This is a genomic window from Ruegeria sp. BC1, from assembly GCF_056539305.1.
The window spans coordinates 45,579-66,693 of record NZ_JBQFUT010000001.1; the positions used below are offsets into that span (position 1 = coordinate 45,579).

Sequence of the window (21,115 nt, forward strand, 5' to 3'; positions counted from 1 at the left end):
GCGCGCCGCAGATTTCAAGATTAGAAGGTCGAGGACACTTCCCACTTGGTGATAAGTTCGTTCAGGCTGCCATCATCCTTCATGGACTGGATGGCTGCGTTGAACTTTTCTTTCAGGTCGCCGTCGGATTCACGAATTCCCATGCCGACGCCACCGCCCAGCGGAACTTCCTCGCCGACGAAGATCAGGCCCGATCCGTCTTCGGTGAAAGGTGCGAGGAACGATTTATCCGCCAGAACCGCATCTGCTTCGCCGTTACGCACGGCGGCAAGGGTTTCTTCGGGGTTCGCGAACTCAACCAGTGTCGCACCGGAATCTGCGACGTAGCCCGCTTGAATGGTCCCGGTCTGGGCTGCGATTACGCCGCCGGCCAGGTCAACGCCATCCGACATCGCCAGATAGGCCGACGGATCTGGTGGCGTGTAGTTTTGAGTGAAGTCGATGACCTCATCACGCTCGTCGGTAATCGACATACCCGCGATGATTGCATCGTAGTTACCTGACACCAGGTTCGGAATGATTGAATCCCAGTCGTTTTTGACCCATTCGCATTCCAGATTGGCGCGTTTGCACAGTTCGTCGCCCAGTTCACGCTCGAACCCGTCGATCTCGCCTGCGTCGTTGACGAAATTCCACGGAGCATACGCGCCTTCCGTGCCCAGACGGATGGTGTCCGCCATGGCCATACCGGCGCTCAGCGCCAGTGCTGCAGTGGTCAGAATCAAGTTTTTCATTGGTTACTCCCCTTTTTTGGTTCTGTCCTGATTTTATGCCGCCTTGGTGGCGGAGAGAAAGCCCCGAAGCCGTTCGGACTCGGGGGACGTAAAGATATCTTCCGGCAGGCCCTCTTCTTCGATCAGGCCCTGATGCAGGAACACAACGTGGCTCGAGATATCGGCAGCCATCTTCATGTCATGAGTCACAATAATCATGGTGCGGCCTTCGGCGGCCAGATCCTTGATTACCTTAATGACTTCCTGTTCCAACTCGGGGTCTAGCGCGGATGTAGGTTCATCAAACAGCAAGGCCTCGGGTTCCATACACAGGCCACGCGCAATTGCCGCGCGCTGTTGCTGACCACCGGACAACTGAGCGGGGTACACGTCGCACTTGTCGCCGATGCCGACTTTTTCCAGATACTTCCGGGCCCTGTCCTCGACCTCGTCCTTGTCGTGCCCCAGTACCGTAACCGGTGCTTCCATCACGTTCTGCAGGATGGTCATGTGGGCCCACAAGTTGAACTGCTGGAACACCATCGACAGGTTGGTTCGGATGCGCAGCACCTGTTTGGGATCTGCGGGGCGACGGTGGTGCATATCACCGGACCAGCGTACGGGCTCGCCCTTGAACAGAATCTCGCCCTGTTGGCTGTCTTCCAGCAGATTGCAGCAGCGTAGTAAGGTGGACTTGCCCGATCCGGATGATCCGATCAGCGACACAACATCTCCGCGTTTCGCCGTGATATCCACGCCTTTCAGCACTTCCAGATGGCCGAAACTTTTGTGGAGGTTCTTGATCTCGATAACGGGAGTGGAATCTGTCACGAATTGTCCATGTGTTAGCGGTGTTGGTGCGGTAATAGGGCGCAAAAATCGATGCAATGCAATGCGCAATTGACATCAATGGGCCTGGAAATCACCAAATTGACCATACGTACTGGTCAAAATGATCAACCTTCAGTCTTTGAGGCTGCAATCCTGGGCGGATTGGGAACTGACAGGTAATCGCTCGATGGGATGTCGACCAGGCCCCGCAGGTGCAGAAGTAATCGGTCATTTCGCGACAGATCATTGATGGAGAGCCGAATGGCGCGGGCGATGCCCTTTGCGTCTTGCCCGTTGGCAGTAATAAACGGGAGGGCGGGCGTTGGGACGGTCGCGCCGATTTCGCGCAATTCGCTCCCCAACCCATTATGTTTTTTCAATAATTCCCAAGTCAGGGCATCCAACGCGGCATAGTCGGCGCGCCCAGTCGCAACAGCGTCGGCCGATTCTGCGTGACCGCCGGTTGCAAGAGTTGCTGCCGGGAGTTGACCGCGTTCGGCTAGGTGGACCATTGGTGCGGCCCAACCGGACTGCGATAAACCCTCATTAAAGGCGAAAGTACCGGCTGCAAGTTGGCCCAGATCCCGCGTTTCTTCCTTGCGGGCGACAAAAATGGATCGGTAATAACCCGGGGGACACCCCGCCAACCCGTAATCGGGTGTTCCCACCAGTTGTACCTTGCCGTGCAGTCGGGTGCGGTAGGGCATACCGCAGGTTTGGGCGATCGTCAGGGCAGGGTCCAGCCAGACATCCCACATATCCGCATCGCGTGTCAGATGATCTGGGCCATAGCCGAGATGGTCGCGAATCAGCGTCCAAAAGCGGTCATTCGCCGGTTGCAGCGCGGGCATGTCGTACATGCCCAGCATTGCGATCACGATTTGGCTGCCTTCTGACGGGCTCGCGCCGAATCCACATCGCTGACCCCTAGCAGGCTGACGACCAGGCGCAGCAAAGAATCCTCTTCGCCAGTGCGGTGCCCGTCGGCCAGAGCAACGGACCACATCGCCTGAACCACGGCGAGGCGGTCTTCATAAGCCACCGCGTCCTTGATCGCGCGGGTAAAGCGCACTGTATCCGGGGCTTGGGCCTCAAGATCTTCGGCGCGGGCACGCAGGGCGGCGGCCTCAAACGGAGACAGGCCGTAGCGTTCTGCCGCAATACGGTCAATTCGCGCCATTTCACTGTCAGCGTAGTCGTTGTCGGACCGGGCAATTCGTACCAGCAGGGCTGTTAGGGCCAGGCGGGCATCATCATCGGCAAGCGGGTCGGGGGCGGGCTGTGTAAGCCGGGACAGGAAATCGTGGAACATGAGACAGATATAGAGGCGGACTAACGTTCTTCCAAGCGCCTTTGCACGCGCTCATGCGCGGTCTGGCTGTCGTTGAAGCTCAGGCCCATTGCTATGCGCGCTTCCTCTACGATTTTCATCTCGCCTTCGTCAGAGTTGCCATCGGCCAGCACGACCTCCCACAAGGCATCCAGCGCGGCTAGCCGTTCCTGCAGGTCGGTGGTTTCGCGGATCAGTTTGCCAAATGTGTCGGTGTCCGGTGCGGCTGCATGCAGCTTTTCACAGGTAGCGCGGACCTTGGCGGCCTCAATCGCATTGTGCTGGTAGAGCCGCGCCAGAATACGGTCAATCAGCCTGATTTCTTCAAGCTTGTAGTCTCGATCGGCCTGCGCCACGCGCACCATAAGCGCACCCAAGGCCAGTTCGGCATCCGGGTCTGGCATCCTGTCGTGCTGCGGCGGACGAAAGGCCTGAAACAACTTCTTCAACATGCCGTGAGGTTATTCCCTATTTTGTGGCGCGCCAAGCGCTGACTACCCGTCATAGCCGCGGATGATCACAAGATCAGCCGACGATACCGGGTCGCGCAGAGCCTTGGCCTTCTGATACAAGTCGCTTTCATAACAGGCCAGGGCCTGTTCATAGCTAGGAAACTCTATGACGATGGTCCGGGCGCTAGCCTGTCCTTCTTTTTCGGTGCGTTCACCACCACGCACCAGAAACTTTGCACCATATTGCGCGAAAGGGGCGGCGTTTGCGGCGATGTATTTGCTGTATTCTTCCATATCGTCCACATCGACATGGGCAACCCAGTATCCTTTAGCCACAGTGAGCTCTCCTACAACTTCCCCGCAACGTGCAAAGGAAACCCCGGAATTGCAATCCCCTAAAGCCGGTCAGCCTTTGTACTGCAAAGCTGCGCGCGCCATGTCCTGAAGCCAGGCAATCATCTGCCTGTAGGGCACCGGGCCATAGCTGATCCGTGCCACACCCAACCCGGCCAGAGTTGTCGTGTCAGGTGTGCCGGGCAGTGCGATGATGTTGACCGGTAAATTTGTCGATTCGCACAGTCGGGCAATTAGCCCATCGTCTTTGAGCCCTGGTGCAAAGAACCCGCTTGCACCGGCGTCGGAATAGGCCTTGGCCCGTGCTATCGCCTCATCAACCATTGCATCGTTGTGGTCTTCGGGCTTGGCTTTCAGGAAGATATCAGTGCGGGCGTTGATAAAAGCCGGCACACCTGCTGCATCACACCCCTCACGCATCGCTCTGACCCGCGCTTCCTGTGTTTCAATGTCATAGAGATCGTTGGTGCCAATGATCTGGTCTTCGAAGTTGAACCCAATAACGCCGGTTTCAAGTGCCTGTCGGACGTTGGCTGCGACGCCAAGAACATCCTCAGCATAGGCACCTTCGAAATCCAACGAAACGGGAAGATCGACAGCCCCCACAATCCGGCGGACATTGTCCAGCGCAGCTTCCATCGGGATATTCTGGCCGTCAGCGTATCCCTGTGCCATCGCAACCGGAGCACTGCCGGTCACTATTGCCTTGGCACCTGCATCGCGCACGGCACCGGCGCTACCAGCGTCCCAGATATTGTAAAGGATGACCGGATCGCCCTTCTTATGCAGGGCTGCGAATGCTTCCGCTTGGGTAATCTGATTGGTCATGCCGATCTCCTGTCGCTGGTATGGCGGCAGTTAACCGTGCAAATCGTCGGCGCGTAAAGATGTTTCGCGCCGACTGGTACAATACCACGATCGGTTGGAGATCAGACCAGGCGCGAGCTGTCCTTCGCGGCGCGCACGAATTCACGGAACAGGGGGTGTGGGTCAAACGGTTTTGACTTCAGTTCCGGGTGGTATTGCACACCAATGAACCACGGATGATCTGACCATTCGACGATTTCGGGCAGACGGCCATCTGGCGACATGCCCGAGAAGTTCAGGCCAGCTTTCTCCAGCTTTTCTCGGTACTTGATGTCGACCTCATATCGGTGGCGGTGACGTTCTTCGATCTGGGTGCCACCGTAGACCTCGGCGACTTTCGAACCTTCGGCCAGTACCGCATTGTATGCGCCCAGACGCATGGTGCCGCCCTTGTCGTCGCCCACTTTGCGTTCGACCTTATGGTTGCCCTGCACCCACTCCTTGAGGTGATAAACCACCGGCTCAAAACGCCTTTTGCCGGCTTCGTGATCGAATTCTTCCGAACCTGCTTCGGCGATGCCAGCTGCGTTTCGTGCGGCTTCGATCACCGCCATTTGCATGCCAAGGCAAATACCCAGATAGGGAACCTTGTGTTCACGAGCGTATTGCGCGGCTTTGATTTTGCCTTCTGTACCGCGCTCGCCAAAGCCGCCCGGAACGAGGATTGCGTGGAACCCTTCCAGATGCGGTGCGGCGTCTTCAGTATCGAACACTTCGGCGTCGACCCATTCGACTTTTACCTTGACCCGGTTGGCCATGCCACCATGGGTCAGCGCCTCGGCAATCGACTTATAGGCATCTTCCAGCTGGGTATATTTACCAACAATGGCAACCTTCACTTCGCCTTCGGCGTTGTGGATGCGGTCGCTGACATCTTCCCACTTGGACAGATCGGGCTTGGGGGCAGGGCTGATCTGGAACGCGTCCAGAACCGCCTGATCCAGACCTTCTTTGTGATATGCAAGCGGCGCGTCGTAGATGGTGCTGAGGTCCTGTGCAGCTATCACGCTATCGGGGCGCACGTTGCAGAACAGCGCCAGCTTTTCGCGTTCCTTAGCCGGAATTGGCCCTTCAGACCGGCAGACCAGAATGTCGGGGGCCAGACCAATCGAGCGCAGCTCTTTCACCGAGTGCTGGGTCGGCTTGGTTTTCAGCTCGCCCGAAGCCTTGATGTAGGGCAGCAGCGTCAGGTGCATGAAAATACACTGACCGCGCGGCTTGTCCTGGCTGAATTGGCGAATAGCCTCGAAGAAGGGCAGGCCTTCGATGTCGCCCACGGTACCGCCGATCTCACACAGCATGAAATCAACCTCATCCTCGCCAATGGCAATGAAATCCTTGATCTCATTGGTGACGTGCGGGATCACCTGAATGGTTTTGCCAAGGTAGTCGCCGCGGCGTTCCTTCTCGAGCACGTTCGAATAAATGCGCCCCGAACTGACCGAGTCGGTCTTACGCGCAGCTACACCAGTGAATCGCTCATAATGGCCAAGGTCCAGATCGGTTTCGGCGCCGTCGTCAGTGACGAAGACTTCGCCATGTTCAAAAGGCGACATCGTGCCGGGATCGACGTTCAGATAGGGGTCCAGCTTGCGCAGACGCACCGAATATCCCCGGGCCTGCAACAGCGCGCCTAAAGCCGCCGAAGCCAGTCCTTTGCCCAAGGACGAAACCACACCACCAGTGATGAAAATAAAACGCGCCATGTTTTTCGGCTGCTCCCGTGAGACGTCAAAATCAGCTGCCCGACGGTTCCGAAAAACCGCTGCATCACGGGACTTCACGTATAAAGGATTCGCGCCAATAGCGCAAGAGAACCGCAAGATGCTGTTGCAGCTCTCTTTCAGAATTCTAGGTTTTGTGGATCAGTCGGCCTGCGGGATCAGCGGCGTGTTGTCGCCCTGCGCTGGAGGCAGAAGATCGTTCGCCGACGGAACCGCCGGAGTGCTTTCTTCGGTCGGTGCCGGGGCCGGAACGCCCAAACGGTCGATGACCGAGCTGCCCGATGATTTCTGGGCTGCCAGAATAGTCAGCGTGATCGATGTGACGATAAAACATGCAGCCAGAACCCATGTGACCTTGCCCAAAGCAGTCGCTGCTGCACGGCCGGTCATGGCACCACCGCCGCCGCCACCCATACCCAGGCCACCGCCTTCGGACCGTTGCATCAGCACAACGGCGATCAGGCCCAAAGCCAAGAGAAGATGGATGATGAGAACAACGTTTTCCATGGTGGTCCTGTACAGCGTGGCGTGTATCGCGAGGTACTTATGCAAGTTTGCCAGCGGGGGCAAGGGATGAGTTGGCATCACAAGCTGTGATGTGCGGTATCACATCAAAGAGACTGGACAGGTGAACAACAGGTAACGCAGGCTGCAGCCCATGCCTCATGACGATCACGACCATCCGCACGCCTTGCTACCGCCTGAACCGGCGCTTCGTGTCAAAGCGCTGGAAACGATTCTGACCCGCAAAGGGCTGATCGATTCCGGGGCGCTGGACGAAATCATCGATACCTATCAGAACAGGATTGGCCCCCAAAATGGCGCGCATGTCGTGGCAAAGGCCTGGTCCGATCCGGCATTCAAACGCGCTTTGCTGGAGGATGCGACACAGGTCGTCGCCGATCTTGGCTATTACGGGCGGCAGGGCGAACATATCGTGGTTGTTGAGAACACGCCGGATCAGCACAACATGGTCGTATGTACCTTGTGCAGTTGCTACCCGTGGCCCTTGCTGGGGATTCCGCCGGGCTGGTACAAATCCGACGCATACCGCGCTCGGGCGGTGCGTGAACCGCGCAAAGTGCTGGCCGAGTTTGGGGTCAGTCTACCGACAGAGATGTCTGTTCGCGTATGGGACTCTACGGCTGAGATTCGTTATCTGGTTCTGCCGATGCGACCCGAAGGCTCGGAAGGAATGAATGAGGGGGATCTGGCTGCGCTTGTCACCCGTGACAGCATGATCGGTACAGGCCTGCCCAAGGTGTCCCCATGACTCGCGTGCATGACATGGGTGGACGTTTCGGGGATGGCCCGGTCAAGCCCGAAGCTGAAGACGCACCGGTTTTCGTCGAGGACTGGCATGCTCGCGCGCTTGCCGTAACGCTGGCAGCCGGGTTTCTTGGGCAATGGAACATAGACGTAACGCGCCATGCGCGCGAAAGGTTATCTCCAAAAGACTACGCTCGGTTTTCTTATTACGAGAAATGGATATCCGGTCTTGCCGACCTGTTGGTTGAAAAGGGCGTGTTGACCTTGGATGACTTGTCCGGGGCCGGCAGTAACGATCCGCACCCTCTGTCATCTCGAATGCTGAAAGCTGATGCCGTCGCTGCGGCGCTGGCCAAAGGCGGGCCTTCAGACAGGTCCTCAGATGTGTTTGTTCAGTTTGAAATTGGGCAAAACGTCCGAACGGCTAAACGGGCGGCAAATCGGTTGGTGGAAGGCGGGCACACTCGACTTCCGGTTTACGCCACCGGCGCTCAAGGTAAGATTTTGCGGTTGCATGGTTCGCATGTGCTACCGGACTCCAGTGCGCATGGATTAGGGGAAGCTCCGGAGCCTCTCTATGCGGTTGTATTCCCAGCATCAGAATTATGGGCGGCTCCGGAAAACCCGAAGGATGAAGTGGTTCTCGACCTTTGGCAAAGCTATTTGGAGCCCGCATGAGCAACTGTACCAGTCATTCCGCACCCGAACCGGCATTTGCTGAGCCCTGGCATGCACAGGTTTTCGCCGTGACAGTGGCCCTGAACGAAGCAGGACGATTCGAATGGTCAGACTGGGCCGCACGGTTTTCAGAAACTCTCAGGCATCGAGGTCTGGGCCGAGACCTGGACGGAGGCGATGATTATTTCAATGCTTGGCTGGAGACCTTGGAGCGATTGCTGACCGAACAAGGAGCGGCCGACCTGATAGAAATAGAGAATCTCAGAGATGCGTGGGAAACGGCTTATTTGACGACACCTCACGGTATGCCGGTGCATTTGCCTGCGTCGTACTAGGGGGCGCTGCCCCTACCTGCTGTTCCCCCGGGGTATTTGGAGCAGATGAACAGGGGGGCACCATTTTTTGAAAAAATACCTCCGCCAAAGGCATCGGGTGTCGCGCAGATTATTATCTGCGGCGAATTACCGGTTTCCCTGCCGTTGCGTCCTCGTTATATGACCCGAGTTTGATAATTCAGCGCAAAAGGACCGGATATGGCCAATGTGGTTGTTGTCGGCGCCCAGTGGGGCGACGAAGGAAAAGGCAAGATCGTCGATTGGCTCAGCGAGCGGGCAGACGTAATCGCGCGTTTTCAGGGCGGGCATAACGCCGGCCATACTCTGGTCATCGATAGTAAGGTCTATAAACTGCACGCGCTGCCGTCCGGTGTTGTTCGTGGCGGAAAGCTAAGCGTTATCGGTAATGGTGTCGTGCTGGATCCCTGGCACCTGATCAAGGAAATCGAAACGATCCGGGCACAAGGCGTCGATATCTCGCCAGAAACGCTGATGATTGCCGAAAATACGCCGTTGATTCTGCCGATTCACGGCGAGTTGGACCGTGCGCGCGAAGAAGCTGCCAGCAAAGGTACCAAGATTGGAACAACCGGGCGCGGCATTGGCCCCGCTTATGAAGACAAGGTTGGCCGCCGTTCCGTGCGCGTTGCCGATCTGGCCGACGAGGCGACGCTTGAGGCACGTGTTGACCGTGCATTGCAACACCATGATCCGCTGAGAAAGGGACTGGGAATCGAGCCTGTCGATCGGGACGCCCTGATCGCTCAGTTGAAAGAGATCGCTCAGCAGATCCTGCCATTTGCAGCTCCGGTTTGGAAAGTGTTGAACGAAAAGCGCAAGGCCGGGAAACGCATTCTGTTCGAAGGGGCGCAAGGCGCGCTGCTGGATATCGACTTTGGCACCTATCCCTTTGTGACATCCTCTAATGTGATTGCCGGTCAGGCAGCGACCGGCGTGGGCATTGGCCCAGGGTCGATTGATTTCGTGTTAGGTATTGTGAAAGCCTATACAACCCGTGTCGGCGAAGGTCCGTTCCCGACCGAGCTGGAGGACGCAGACGGCCAGCGTCTGGGCGAGCGTGGGCATGAGTTCGGAACCACGACAGGACGCAAACGCCGCTGCGGGTGGTTTGACGCCTGTCTTGTGCGCCAGACCTGTGCGACCAGCGGCGTAAACGGCATCTCGCTGACTAAACTGGACGTTCTGGACGGCTTCGAGACATTAAAGATTTGCGTGGGTTACGATCTGGATGGTGAACGTCTGGATTACCTGCCGACTGCCGCTGATCAGCAGGCGCGTTGTACGCCTATCTACGAAGAGATGCCGGGGTGGAGCGAATCCACCGAAGGTGCGCGTAGCTGGGCGGATTTGCCCGCCAATGCGATCAAATATGTGCGTCGTGTTGAAGAGCTGATCGAATGCCCCGTTGCTCTGTTGTCCACAAGCCCGGAGCGGGAGGACACCATTCTGGTGACTGACCCGTTTGCAGACTGATGAGCAGCAACGATAAACCCGGCCTCAGTTATAAGGCCCGGCGCCGCTGGTCGCTGGTCCTGCTGTTGATCGGGTTGCCCCTCTATATCGTGGCGGTGGTGACTATCGTGAACTGGCTCGACCGTCCGCCGATCTGGCTGGAGTTGCTGGTTTATATCGGCTTGGGCATTGTGTGGGCCCTACCGTTCAAGTTCGTTTTCAAAGGCGTGGGCAAAGAAGACCCGGACAACCCATTGGAGTGAATTCTCTATCGTGGGTTCAATCGGATTACAGACAAAAAAGGGCCGGATGAACCACCGGCCCTTTTCCAATTGATGGTCTTGGGATCAACCGGCGGCGCGCTCGTCATCCGGGCGGAAACCGATCTGGGTTGAGGCCGCAAAACGACCGCCCCCTGCCTTTTCGATCTTACCGTCGCGCAGCAGTTGACCGAATGAACGCAGGCTTTCCTCGCGATTGAAGTCGTCCTGTTTAAGCGAACGGATTTTGTTCATCAGTTGCGGTCGAGAGAACTGTTCCTGGCCTTCAATGAACGACAGATACGCGGCGGCAGCCTCTAGCAAATCTGGAAGGGATTGTGCCCCTTGCTCCTGTGCAAAAAGGGCGAATCCGCCTTCCTCAACGTCTTCATCTTCAGCGTCGGAAGTAACGCGACGTGGTGTGACTGGACCTGCATCACCGCTTTGGTTGTCGATACGCTGTTCTGCCACCAGCTTGAGCGGAGCTGCAGCATCACTGGCAGGGCGCATGCTGGTCACCTGAATTTCAGGGCGGCGCGGGCTGACAACCGAGGACAGGTCGCCCCGGTATCCCTGATCGTCGCTGCCCTGATCAGATGAACCACGATCTTTGCGCTCGGCTTCGGTCGCCGCAACGGCCGCGCGCATCTGCGAATAGGTTTCCCGAGTGTCGCTTGTGGTCGGGTCGTCCAGTTGGACACCGGCTTTGTCCATCAGGCGTGATACATCCTGATCCAGGTTCGACACGTCGGCTTCAGCTCTGGCAGCGCGGTTGTCCAGAATAGCCTCGACATTAGAGATTTCTCTGAGCAGGCTGTGTTCGTCCTCTTCTGTCAAAACACCTTTTTCTGCGGGCTCATCGATTTCTTCGTCTTCGGAATCGTCGCTAAGGATGTTCTCTATGTCTTCATCTACGATCTCTTCGATTTCATCGGTTTCCGTAAACAACACGTCTGACGCAGCGGCTTCTTCTTCGATTTTGTAGTCAAAATCAATTCCGGCATCGGCCGCCACTTCTGGAATGTCATCGTCGGTGTCCAGGGACGACGGAATTGCTTGTTCGACTTCGACGTCCTCGGGCAATTCAGGTTCGTCCACAGCGTAAGCCGCGTCCTGCGCGTCGGTCTGAGTATGTTCGGGCTCTTCCGCGACTGTTGCATCCGGTGTCTGGGTTGCTGCCAGATCTGCAGGGTTCAGCGTGCCGGCCTCGAAAGCTGCCGCAACAGCGTCCGTTGGTCCGGCCGCGTTTTTCATCAAAGTCGTATCTTCATCCTCAGTGTAAATAACCGAGTTTTCCTCAGAATGGGACACGACGGCACGGATGCGCTGTAGTTTGGCCGCGATACTGTCCGCAGCAGGGGAGGGTGTACCTTCAACGGGATCGGCTTCGGCAAAGTCCGGCGGAGTGAACGGCGAGCGGAGTGGTCTGGTGACATTCCGCACTGCAGGCGCAACGGCAGCCGGTTGCGGCGTCACGGCTTCTTTTTCGGTGGCGCGGATCGTCAAGCCAGATTCGTCCTGGCTTGCCTCGACCTTGCGGGGCATTTCACGCTGCGCGATCCGCGTCAGCATTTCAGGGTCTGGCTGAGGTGGTTCAGATCCGAAATAGCGATCTTCTGCAGCGAGATCACGAAAGTATTCGGCAATAGCTTTCATCGTTTCGAAGGAATCATCAAAACCTTCCAAAGTGCAGGAGAAGGTTCCATAAGAAACGGTCAAAACCTTGTTATTCTGTACCATCAGACGCACGTCCTTTACAAACTACTTGAACCATCCAACCCGACGGTGGGCACACTGGTGGCTCTGAACTCTTTGCATGAACGTATCATTTTGTGGTCTCAATGTGTCCAAATCCGGGAAAAATGATCAATCCTAAAAAAAATCAGCCAATTGTACGGTCTGAGGAGCCAATCGCAGTGGTTGGTGGCGGTCAAATCGGGCCTGATGATCTAAATGTGGCGCTGATTCGCGTCAATGCCGTCGTAGCTGCTGATGGCGGGGCGATTCCCTTGATGGATGCTGGGTGTGTTCCAGATGCGGTTATCGGCGATTTTGATTCGCTGAGCAGTGAGTATCGCGACCGGATTCCCGCAGATAAGTTGATGCCGATACGCGAGCAGGACAGCACGGATTTCGACAAGGCACTGCGCAACATTGATGCACCACTGGTGCTGGGTGTTGGATTTCTCGGTGGGCGGTTGGATCATCAATTGGCGGTCCTCAATACACTGGTCCGGCACTCTGATCGCCCGTGTATCCTTCTGGGCGAGCAGGAAGTCGTATTTCATGCGCCGCCTCGAATAAAACTCAGTATCCCCCCCGGCGATGTGGTCTCATTGTTTCCGCTGCGTCGTGTGACGGGGCGCAGTACGGGGTTGGAGTGGCCTATCGACGATCTGGTCTTGGAACCTGATGGCCGCGTTGGAACGTCCAACCGCGCATTGGCCCAAGTGGAGCTTACGATGGACGGACCGGGGCTGTTGGTGATGGTGCCGCGTGATGCGTTGGATCTGGCCATTGAGGCATTTCTGTCGGGGGAAACCGGCCAATGGCTCGTTTCAACAGAGTAAATCGCAAGGGATCGCTTGTTCTTTTAAGCGTCGCGGGTTTTTGCTGGCACTAATCGGACTAGGGCAATGGATTCGCCTTGGTGTAATCCGGGCCGATGCAGATTGGAAGCTCATCACCCAGTTTCAGCCACGCCAGCTTTTCCTCATGCGCTACGTGTAGCGTGGGTTCCAACGCGTTCGGGTCGTCCAGTGTTGCCACATACAAATGCGTCACACCTGACATGGACTGCGAGCGGAATGAGAGAGGTGTACCACAATTGGGGCAAAAACTACGCTCGACCCCGGGTGAAGAATTGAAGGTCTTCGGCGCTTCGCCGGTCCACCGCCACTGCCCGTCGTGCACACCGAAGTAAGTCGTCATCGGCGCAGCGCATTGTCGTCTGCAACTGTCGCAGTGGCACGTCACACAAGACAGGACCGGAGGGTTAACTTCGTACCGGATGGTGCCGCACAGACATTGTCCTCGCATGGTGTGTCCCTCCAGTTACCTTGCCGTGACGTGTCAGCAGTTGGGAACGTTCACAGCCAGTCCGCCCAGTGATGTTTCCTTGTATTTTTCATGCATGTCATGCCCGGTTTGCCGCATAGTTTCGATCGCGGTATCCAGCGGAACAAAGTGTTTTCCGTCGCCGCGCAGTGCAAGTGAGGACGCAGATACCGCTTTGATTGCCGCCAATCCGTTGCGTTCGATACACGGCACCTGAACCAGCCCGGCAACCGGATCGCAGGTCATGCCCAGATGGTGTTCCAGTGCGATTTCCGCGGCATTCTCCACCTGCTCTGGCGTGCCCCCCATGACCGCGCACAGACCCGCTGCTGCCATAGCTGATGCACTGCCGACCTCGGCCTGGCAACCGGCTTCGGCTCCTGAGATCGAGGCGTTGTATTTGACCAGACCACCAATGGCGGCGGCCGTCAGCAGAAAATCTTCGATATGGCTTTCTGATGCTCCGGGGACGTGGTCGAGGTAATAGCGCAGAACGGCGGGCATCGTGCCTGCCGCTCCATTGGTTGGTGCAGTGACCACCTGACCACCGGCAGCGTTTTCTTCGTTCACCGCCATCGCATAAACGCTCATCCAATCATTGATGGTGTGCGGAGCGTTCAGGTTCATCCCCCGTTCGGCCAACAACGCGTCGTGAATACCTTTGGCGCGGCGACGGACGTTCAGGCCACCGGGTAGTATGCCGTCGGTTTTCAGGCCGCGTTCGATGCAGTTGTTCATAACTTCCCAAAGGCGGGCAGTGCCCTTTGCGAAACTGTCGGCACAGCCGCGCGCGATTTCGTTTTCGCGCTTCATCTGGGCGATACTCTTGCCGCTGTCTTTTGCCATCTGCAACATTTCGGCGGCCGATTGGAACGGGTAGGGCACGGGTGCGCCGTCATTGGTATCCTTACCCTCGGCCAGTTCCTCTTCGGTCAGGACAAAGCCGCCACCGACGGAATAATAGACCTGTCGCAGGATCACATCACCTTGCGCGTCCGTGGCCATCAGGATCATTCCATTGGCGTGACCCGGCAGATTGTTGTCGTAGTCAAAGATCAGGTCGGTCTTGGGGTCGAACTTCAGCGTCGGCAGACCTTCAGGAGTAACCGAGTGGGTCTTGGTAATCTCAGCCAGTGCGGCCTCGGCTTTATCATTGTCATAGTTGTCGGGTACGAATCCGGCCAGGCCCAGGACGGTCGCTCGATCCGTCGCGTGGCCAACACCTGTAAAGGCCAGCGAGCCATGCAGCGACCCACGTAGACCGGCAAACTCGAACGGTGACGCGCGCATCAGGTCCAGAAACCGCGCGGCAGCAACCATCGGCCCCATAGTGTGAGACGAGGACGGGCCGATGCCCACTTTGAACATATCGAAGACAGATAGAAACATGTCAGGTAGCTGAGCCTTCTTGAGGAGTAGCGTAACTTGGCGAGGTGAACGGCGTAACCCCCAATCCTTCAGCAGCGATAACGGCGCGGGTTGCGGGCCGGGTTTCAAGCTGCGTCAGGATTCTTTGCAGATAGGGCGTGTCTGCCAATTGGTACCAACTGCGATCGGATTGTGCCGGATAAAGAGCCATCCAGCGCATCTGGCACGCAAGGTAATAAGTCAGCACCGAGGGTTGGTCGGGGTGCAACCAGCCCGGTGTTTGCGCCGCCGCGGCGTCCAGGACTTTCAGATGCTGACGCAGGCGTGGGCGGATACCTTTGCGCAAGACCTGCGCCTGTGCGTCGTCGATGTACTTTTCAGCGTAAAACAGAATTCGCAGATCGGCGTGCAAGGTATTTGAGGCAAAGAATAGCCATTTCAGAAATGCCGCCCGGTCCGGGCTGTCTGGGACAGGTGCTAATTGCCCGTGAGTGTCCGCCAACCACAGCAGGATCGCCGCCGTTTCGAAAATCGGCCCCTGCGGCGTTTCCAATACCGGGATCAATCCATTCGGATTCAATGCCCGGTAGGCGGCACTATCCTGCTCGTTTCGGCGGCGATCCACCAGAACCGTGTCATAGGGCAGGCCCATCTCTTCAAGCGTCAATCTGATGATCAGAGACGCGTTGTCGGGGGCATAGTGCAGGCGGTAGGGCGCATTCATGACATCTATGTATACCGCATGCACGAGCTCCAAAGCCTTGATTGCGACGTTTCCAATCGGAAACGCGTATTTTAGCGACATGTTTCGGACATCGGCTTTACGCTTTGTGTGCGACCCAAATAAAATGTGTAATCGACATAAAGAAACGCCCTTGTTCCGCCAGATCATATTGCTCTTGCGCCCAAGCCTTGGCGGCCACTTCGGACATATAGCCTTTTTGCCAGGCAAATGCCTGCATCAGGCGGATCATCATCAGGGCCAGACCGTCTGGTTTTAGTGACGTATCGCAAAAGGCCATGGGAATGATCTGTGTCGGTTCAAATCCGCACTTTAACAAACCGGACGGCAAAGTTGCCGGTACGCAACGATTGGCAAGGTGATTGTCCCAGATTTCGATCATCTGAGACATCCTTGCCGGTTGCTCGCTGTGCCAGCACAGCGAATCCCAATGAGTGTCCGCAATTACAAGTCGGCCGCGGGGGCGCAAAACACGATGAAGTTCCCGAAGTGCAGGGCACGCGTCTTCGAAATACTCGAAGACCTGTATCGATACCGCCTTGTCAAAATGCCCGTCTGGAAACGGCATATGTTGAGCCGTTCCTTCGAACAATTCCACATTCTCGAACTCGGCAGATCGCATTCGGGCCGCCGATAACATGTCCTTGCTGGGATCGAGCCCCGTTACGCGACCCTGTGTTCCGACCGCACGAGCCAATTCGACGGTCAAAAGACCTGTTCCGCAACCCAGATCAAGGATTGCTTCGCCGGAGGACGGGGATAGGGCATCGAAACTGGCCCGCCGGCGGCGGGAGACGTCTGCGCCAAGATATCCATCGTCCAGCAGGCGGGTAGTGGCTTCGTCAAACTTCAGCATGGAATTTCCTTGGTAAACAGTAACAGAAATTCCATTTTTCATAAAGGAAACTGCCTTGCGCCCCTCGCGCAGTGAAAACTGTTTGCCTATAAGGGCTCCAAATCTGCTTGATACGAGGTTGCCATGACCGGAGAAATGTCACCCATAGACAAAGCCAAGTACGTCGCTGCACGCCGCGCGGCCGAACTGGTTCAGGATGGAATGCGCGTAGGGCTGGGCACCGGGTCGACTGCAGCCTGGATGGTGCGCCGCATCGGCGAACGGGTGAAAGAGGAAAGCTTGCGGATCAAGGGTGTTCCGACCTCAACCCGCACTGCGCAGTTGGCGCGCGAAGTTGGGATCGAAGTCGTCTCGCTGGATCAGGCCGGGTGGCTGGATTTGACCATCGATGGAGCAGATGAATTCGACGGAGAGTTCAACCTGATCAAAGGCGGCGGTGGTGCGCATTTGCAGGAAAAGATCGTGGCTACGGCCAGCGATCAGATGGTTGTTATTGCTGACGCGGGCAAAGAGGTCGAAACATTGGGCGCTTTTCCACTCCCGATCGAAGTGATCCCCTTTGGCTGGCAGACTACCCGTACGCTGGTCGAAGAGGCACTGGACACAATGGATGTTTTGGGCACCACAGCCAAGCTACGGATGAATGGTGAGGCTCCGTTCGTGACGGACGAGGGCAACCACATTCTGGACCTGCATCTGCAGCGCATTGGCAACGCACGGCAATTGGCGCTGGTGCTCAATCAGGTGCCTGGAGTGGTCGAGAATGGATTGTTCATCGACATCTGTGACAAAGTCGTGATCGGTCACGGCGATGGTCGGGTTGAATTGCGTGACCTCAACGAGGGCACCACCGAGCTGGATCAATCTGCGGAAAGTGGCGAGAACCTGTTTTCGGATCTGGCGGATTGATACAGACGGCAGGCGACGCAAGAACTGACAGTCGCGTCTCCAGCGAGGTGTTCGACCTTCCGCGACGTTTAAGCATCTCTGGGGGTTGGCAGAGCGTCATTTAGCCCCAAATTATCAACGAATTTTGGCCTGACGGAATAAGGAAACTCAGGATGAGCTTTGACTATGATCTGTTCGTAATCGGCGGAGGCTCGGGCGGGGTCCGCGCGGCGCGTGTGGCGGCGGGCGAAAACGGGGCCAAAGTGGCGCTGGCCGAAGAAGATCGCTATGGCGGAACTTGTGTTATCCGGGGCTGTGTTCCGAAAAAGCTGATGGTCTTCGCAAGCGAGTTTTCGGGCATGGTCGGTGATGCACAGGCTTATGGTTGGGACGTTCAGCCCGGTGAGCTGGACTGGAAAACCTTCCACGGAAAACTGGTGGCCGAACTGGATCGGCTGGAAGGTATCTATCGAAATATCCTAAAGAACAACGGTGTAGAAAGCTTTGACCAGCGCGCCCACGTGGTCGATGCGCACACGGTCGAACTGGCTGACGGCACGCGTAAGACCGCCAAACACATTTTGGTTGCGACTGGCGGACGTCCGGTTGTGCCCGAGTTTCCGGGATCGGACCTGGCGATTACCTCGAACGAGATTTTCCACCTGGAAAAACTGCCCGAAAGCATCCTGATCGTGGGCGGCGGATATATCGCCAGCGAATTCGCCGGGATCATGAACGGGATGGGCGTGAAGACCACTCAGTTCTATCGTGGCGCGCAGATCCTGCGTGGCTTTGATGAAGAAGCGCGCGGCCTGATCAGCGAAGAGATGTGCCAGAACGGCATCGACCTGCACCTTGGCACAAACGTGCTTGAGATGAAAAAGCAAGGCGACAAGATCTGGGTCAAAGCCACCAACGGTTCTGAGCAGGTTTTCGATGTGGTCATGTACGCGACAGGTCGTGCACCGAACGCGGACAATCTGGGACTTGAGGCCGTTGGAGTCGAACGCGGTCGTAAGGGCGAGATCGTCGTGGACGAATACAGCCAGACCGGCGTGCCCTCGATCTATGCCATCGGCGATGTAACCGACCGGGTGAACCTGACCCCGGTTGCGATACGTGAAGGCATGGCATTCGTTGAAACCGTGTTCAAAGGCAACCCGACACCGGTGGATCATGAGTTGATCCCGACTGCGATCTTCACACAGCCGGAATTCGGCACGGTTGGCCTGAGCGAAGAAGAAGCCGCCGCGCAAGAGCCGGTTGAGGTTTATGCAACCTCGTTCAAGCCGATGCAGAAGGCATTTGCAGGTGGTACGCAGCGGGTTTTGATGAAGTTGATCGTTAGTCAGGCAACCCGCAAGGTTTTGGGGTGCCATATCGTAGCGCCCGGTGCCGGTGAGATGATCCAGCTGGCCGGTATCGCCGTGAAAATGGGTGCAACCAAGGAAGATTTCGACCGCACGGTCGCCGTGCATCCGGTTATGGCCGAAGAACTGGTGACAATGCGGCAACCTGTACGCACTGCTTGATTTGCAACCGCGCGTACACAAGTTACAAGGGAACCCGTGATCACACGGTCCAACACAAGGGAATAGATACATATGGCGGGCAACAGCGGTGGCCCCTGGGGGGGCGGAGGCTCTTCCGGCGGCGGAGGAAATCGGGGTAACAACGGGGACGGGCGCAAGCCTCCCGAAGGCGACGGCTCGCAGATTCCCGAAATTGATGAGCTGATGAAGAAAGGTCAGGAACAGCTACGCGTCCTTATGGGCGGTCGCGGCGGTTCTGGTGGCGGTCGCGGTCAGGGCTCTGGCGGCGGTGGGCCTATCTTTACCAAAGGCACTGTCCTGATTGGTGTAGTTGTGGCGGCGGTGCTTTGGGGAGCTGCAAGCTTTTACACCGTTAAGCCCGAAGAGCAGTCAGTTGAGTTGTTTCTGGGAGAGTTCTCGGCCGTTGGTAACCCGGGTCTGAACTTTGCGCCGTGGCCTTTTGTAACCGCCGAAGTCATCCCGGTCACTCGCGAACAGACCGAAGACATGGGCGGCACACGCGGCAGCGATGATGGTCTGATGCTGACCGGCGACGAAAACGTGGTCGATATCGACTATCAGGTCGTTTGGAACATCAACGATCCGGCTAAGTTCCTGTTCAACCTGCGTGATCCGCGCCAGACGATCCGCGCCGTGTCGGAATCGGCTATGCGCGAGATTATCGCACAAAGCGAGCTGGCTCCGATCCTAAACCGGGATCGCGGGGTCATTGCTGACCGTCTGCAGGAATTGATCCAGGCGACGATGGACAGCTACGATTCAGGCGTGAACATCATTCGCGTGAACTTTGACAAGGCTGACCCGCCACAGGACGTGATCGCCGCCTTCCGCGACGTTCAGGCTGCCGCGCAAGAACGTGACCGTTTGCAAAACGTGGCCGACGCTTATGCCAACCGCGTGTTGGCGGAAGCGCGCGGTGAAGCAGCGCAGGTTCTGGAAGAGGCCGAAGCCTATCGCGCGCAGCAGATCAACAGTGCGCAGGGTGAGGCCAGCCGTTTCAGCGCGGTTCTGGAGGAATACTCCAAGGCGCCGGACGTGACCCGCAAACGCTTGTATCTGGAACGGATGGAGCAAGTTCTGGGTGACGTGGACAAGATCATTCTGGATGAAAACTCGACCGGTTCGGGGCAGGGTGTTGTGCCGTATCTGCCGTTGAACGAGCTGCGCCGTAATCAGGCCGAGGAGAGCAACTGATGCGTAAATCACCCATTATCCTCATCCTCATCGTGATCCTTGGCGTTGTTGGCCTGTCTTCGATCTTTATCGTCGACGAACGTGAACGTGCGCTCGTGCTGCAATTCGGTCGTGTTGTCGCGGTTAAGGAAGAACCCGGCCTGGCGTTTAAAATCCCTCTAATTCAAGAGGTTGTCCGCTATGATGACCGTATCCTGTCCATCGACGTGCAGCCCTTGGAAGTGACACCACTGGATGATCGTCGTCTGGTTGTTGATGCTTTCGCCCGCTATCGAATTTCCGACCTGAATCGCTTCCGGCAGGCGGTTGGTGTCGGCGGTATTCCGGTGGCCGAGGATCGTCTGGACCGTATCCTGCGCGCTGAAACCCGTGAAGTTCTGGGTTCGGTGTCGTCGCGCGATATCCTTAGTTCAGACCGTGCCGCGCTGATGCTGCGTATTCGCAACAGCGCGATTGCCGAAGCTCAGGCGCTGGGCGTCAACGTGATCGACGTGCGTTTGAAGGCCACCGATCTGCCACAGGCAAACCTCGAAGCAACATTCGACCGGATGAAGGCCGAGCGGGAACGTGAGGCGACCGACGAGCGCGCCCGTGGTAACGAAGCGGCGCAGCGCGTCCGCGCGCAGGCCGACCGGACCGTGGTTGAACTGGTATCGGATGCCAACCGTGAGGCCGAGATCATCCGCGGTGAGGCCGATGCCGAACGCAACGCGATCTTTGCCCAAGCTTATGGCGCAGACCCAGAGTTCTTTGAGTTCTACCGCTCGCTTTCGGCTTATGAAAACGCGCTGCGAGGCGGTAACAGTTCGTTGGTTCTGACCCCGGATTCTGAGTTCTTCAATTACCTGAAGTCTCCCACAGGGCAGGCCCGCCAGTAATGGGGCTGATCCTTTTGGCCTTCGGGCTGGTGCTGATTGTCGAGGGGCTGGCGTATGCGCTGGCCCCTTCTCTTATTGAGCGTATGCTTGAGGCCTTGCGCTCCCTTCCCGAACAGGCGCGGCGGTTGGCGGGGCTATTGTGCGTGGTCAGCGGTCTGATTCTGCTGTGGGGCGCCTATCAGGTCGGGTTTTAACACGTTGGTTTCAATTGCCGGTGATTTCCCCGCGATCCCGAGTTGCGGGCTTGAACAAACTGACTACATTGGTTGCTAAGAAAGGTTGCCACAAGGCGG

At 57.1% G+C, this 21,115-nt stretch carries 25 protein-coding genes; 11 read left to right on the top strand and 14 right to left on the bottom strand.

The window, feature by feature from the left end; genetic code table 11:
* Positions 1-20 precede the first annotated feature (20 nt).
* The 9 genes from ACR0IY_RS00265 to secG all read right to left on the bottom strand — a co-directional run bounded on the left by ACR0IY_RS00265 (position 21) and on the right by secG (position 6,778).
* Positions 21-734, bottom strand: coding sequence for a transporter substrate-binding domain-containing protein (locus ACR0IY_RS00265; protein ID WP_480669722.1), 714 nt, complete (start codon positions 732-734; stop codon positions 21-23).
* A 33-nt stretch (positions 735-767) separates the two neighbouring features.
* Positions 768-1,544, bottom strand: a complete 777-nt coding sequence (locus tag ACR0IY_RS00270) for an ABC transporter ATP-binding protein (protein ID WP_480669724.1) — start codon at positions 1,542-1,544, stop codon at positions 768-770.
* 125 nt (positions 1,545-1,669) lie between these two features.
* Complete coding sequence (locus ACR0IY_RS00275; RefSeq protein ID WP_480671084.1) at positions 1,670-2,413, bottom strand: phosphate/phosphite/phosphonate ABC transporter substrate-binding protein; 744 nt, start codon at positions 2,411-2,413, stop codon at positions 1,670-1,672.
* Between the two features lie 5 nt (positions 2,414-2,418).
* Positions 2,419-2,856, bottom strand: a complete 438-nt coding sequence (locus ACR0IY_RS00280; RefSeq protein ID WP_480669725.1) for a tellurite resistance TerB family protein — start codon at positions 2,854-2,856, stop codon at positions 2,419-2,421.
* 20 nt (positions 2,857-2,876) lie between these two features.
* Complete coding sequence (locus tag ACR0IY_RS00285; RefSeq protein WP_480669726.1) at positions 2,877-3,326, bottom strand: tellurite resistance TerB family protein; 450 nt, start codon at positions 3,324-3,326, stop codon at positions 2,877-2,879.
* A gap of 42 nt (positions 3,327-3,368) precedes the next feature.
* The gene (locus tag ACR0IY_RS00290) at positions 3,369-3,662 is read right to left on the bottom strand and encodes a DUF1330 domain-containing protein (RefSeq protein WP_480669728.1); all 294 of its coding nucleotides are present in this window, start codon (positions 3,660-3,662) and stop codon (positions 3,369-3,371) included.
* A gap of 69 nt (positions 3,663-3,731) precedes the next feature.
* Entirely contained in the window at positions 3,732-4,508 is a 777-nt protein-coding gene (locus ACR0IY_RS00295) for an isocitrate lyase/PEP mutase family protein (RefSeq protein ID WP_480669729.1), read from the bottom strand.
* Between the two features lie 101 nt (positions 4,509-4,609).
* Entirely contained in the window at positions 4,610-6,253 is a 1,644-nt protein-coding gene (locus tag ACR0IY_RS00300; RefSeq protein ID WP_480669731.1) for a CTP synthase, read from the bottom strand.
* Positions 6,254-6,412: 159 nt separating this feature from the next.
* The gene (secG, locus tag ACR0IY_RS00305; protein WP_480669732.1) at positions 6,413-6,778 is read right to left on the bottom strand and encodes a preprotein translocase subunit SecG; all 366 of its coding nucleotides are present in this window, start codon (positions 6,776-6,778) and stop codon (positions 6,413-6,415) included.
* A 151-nt stretch (positions 6,779-6,929) separates the two neighbouring features.
* Between secG and nthA the strand changes: the two genes are divergently transcribed.
* The 5 genes from nthA (at position 6,930) to ACR0IY_RS00330 (ending at position 10,289) form a co-directional block, all read left to right on the top strand.
* Positions 6,930-7,544, top strand: a complete 615-nt coding sequence (gene nthA, locus ACR0IY_RS00310) for a nitrile hydratase subunit alpha (RefSeq protein WP_480669734.1) — start codon at positions 6,930-6,932, stop codon at positions 7,542-7,544.
* Positions 7,541-8,218 carry a nitrile hydratase subunit beta gene (nthB, locus tag ACR0IY_RS00315; protein WP_480669735.1) on the top strand — a complete coding sequence of 226 codons (678 nt, stop codon included), beginning with the start codon at positions 7,541-7,543 and terminating at the stop codon, positions 8,216-8,218. The genes nthA and nthB overlap by 4 nt, the downstream gene beginning before the upstream one ends.
* Positions 8,215-8,553 (top strand): nitrile hydratase accessory protein, encoded by a 339-nt coding sequence (locus tag ACR0IY_RS00320; protein ID WP_480669736.1) that lies wholly within the window; start codon positions 8,215-8,217, stop codon positions 8,551-8,553. Before nthB ends, ACR0IY_RS00320 begins: the two co-directional genes overlap by 4 nt.
* 198 nt (positions 8,554-8,751) lie before the next feature.
* Positions 8,752-10,047: an adenylosuccinate synthase gene (locus ACR0IY_RS00325; protein ID WP_480669737.1), complete on the top strand. Its 1,296-nt coding sequence runs from the start codon at positions 8,752-8,754 to the stop codon at positions 10,045-10,047.
* A complete protein-coding gene (locus ACR0IY_RS00330; protein WP_480669738.1) occupies positions 10,047-10,289 on the top strand; it encodes a DUF2842 domain-containing protein in 243 nt (80 codons plus the stop codon). The genes ACR0IY_RS00325 and ACR0IY_RS00330 overlap by 1 nt, the downstream gene beginning before the upstream one ends.
* A gap of 84 nt (positions 10,290-10,373) precedes the next feature.
* On the opposite strand, the gene ACR0IY_RS00335 is transcribed toward ACR0IY_RS00330, so the two are convergent.
* Positions 10,374-12,026, bottom strand: a complete 1,653-nt coding sequence (locus ACR0IY_RS00335; protein ID WP_480669740.1) for a hypothetical protein — start codon at positions 12,024-12,026, stop codon at positions 10,374-10,376.
* A 122-nt stretch (positions 12,027-12,148) separates the two neighbouring features.
* On the opposite strand from ACR0IY_RS00335, the gene ACR0IY_RS00340 reads away from it, so the two are divergent.
* Entirely contained in the window at positions 12,149-12,856 is a 708-nt protein-coding gene (locus tag ACR0IY_RS00340) for a thiamine diphosphokinase (RefSeq protein WP_480669741.1), read from the top strand.
* A gap of 58 nt (positions 12,857-12,914) precedes the next feature.
* Here ACR0IY_RS00340 and ACR0IY_RS00345 read toward each other — a convergent pair whose 3' ends face one another.
* The 4 genes from ACR0IY_RS00345 to ACR0IY_RS00360 all read right to left on the bottom strand — a co-directional run bounded on the left by ACR0IY_RS00345 (position 12,915) and on the right by ACR0IY_RS00360 (position 16,309).
* Complete coding sequence (locus tag ACR0IY_RS00345; RefSeq protein ID WP_480669742.1) at positions 12,915-13,325, bottom strand: GFA family protein; 411 nt, start codon at positions 13,323-13,325, stop codon at positions 12,915-12,917.
* 33 nt (positions 13,326-13,358) lie between these two features.
* Positions 13,359-14,732 (bottom strand): L-serine ammonia-lyase, encoded by a 1,374-nt coding sequence (locus ACR0IY_RS00350; RefSeq protein ID WP_480669743.1) that lies wholly within the window; start codon positions 14,730-14,732, stop codon positions 13,359-13,361.
* Position 14,733: 1 nt separating this feature from the next.
* Positions 14,734-15,435 carry a glutathione S-transferase family protein gene (locus ACR0IY_RS00355; RefSeq protein ID WP_480671085.1) on the bottom strand — a complete coding sequence of 234 codons (702 nt, stop codon included), beginning with the start codon at positions 15,433-15,435 and terminating at the stop codon, positions 14,734-14,736.
* Positions 15,436-15,532: 97 nt separating this feature from the next.
* On the bottom strand, positions 15,533-16,309 hold the full coding sequence (locus ACR0IY_RS00360; RefSeq protein WP_480669745.1) for a methyltransferase domain-containing protein: 777 nt from the start codon (positions 16,307-16,309) through the stop codon (positions 15,533-15,535).
* A 123-nt stretch (positions 16,310-16,432) separates the two neighbouring features.
* On the opposite strand from ACR0IY_RS00360, the gene rpiA reads away from it, so the two are divergent.
* The 5 genes from rpiA to ACR0IY_RS00385 all read left to right on the top strand — a co-directional run bounded on the left by rpiA (position 16,433) and on the right by ACR0IY_RS00385 (position 21,016).
* Positions 16,433-17,218, top strand: coding sequence for a ribose-5-phosphate isomerase RpiA (rpiA, locus tag ACR0IY_RS00365; protein ID WP_480669746.1), 786 nt, complete (start codon positions 16,433-16,435; stop codon positions 17,216-17,218).
* Positions 17,219-17,370: 152 nt separating this feature from the next.
* Positions 17,371-18,729 (top strand): glutathione-disulfide reductase, encoded by a 1,359-nt coding sequence (gene gor / locus ACR0IY_RS00370; protein ID WP_480669747.1) that lies wholly within the window; start codon positions 17,371-17,373, stop codon positions 18,727-18,729.
* Positions 18,730-18,801: 72 nt separating this feature from the next.
* Entirely contained in the window at positions 18,802-19,944 is a 1,143-nt protein-coding gene (hflK, locus tag ACR0IY_RS00375) for an FtsH protease activity modulator HflK (protein ID WP_480669748.1), read from the top strand.
* Positions 19,944-20,822 (top strand): protease modulator HflC, encoded by an 879-nt coding sequence (gene hflC / locus ACR0IY_RS00380; protein ID WP_480669749.1) that lies wholly within the window; start codon positions 19,944-19,946, stop codon positions 20,820-20,822. The genes hflK and hflC overlap by 1 nt, the downstream gene beginning before the upstream one ends.
* On the top strand, positions 20,822-21,016 hold the full coding sequence (locus ACR0IY_RS00385) for a DUF2065 domain-containing protein (protein WP_480669751.1): 195 nt from the start codon (positions 20,822-20,824) through the stop codon (positions 21,014-21,016). Before hflC ends, ACR0IY_RS00385 begins: the two co-directional genes overlap by 1 nt.
* The last annotated feature ends 99 nt before the right edge of the window (positions 21,017-21,115 follow it).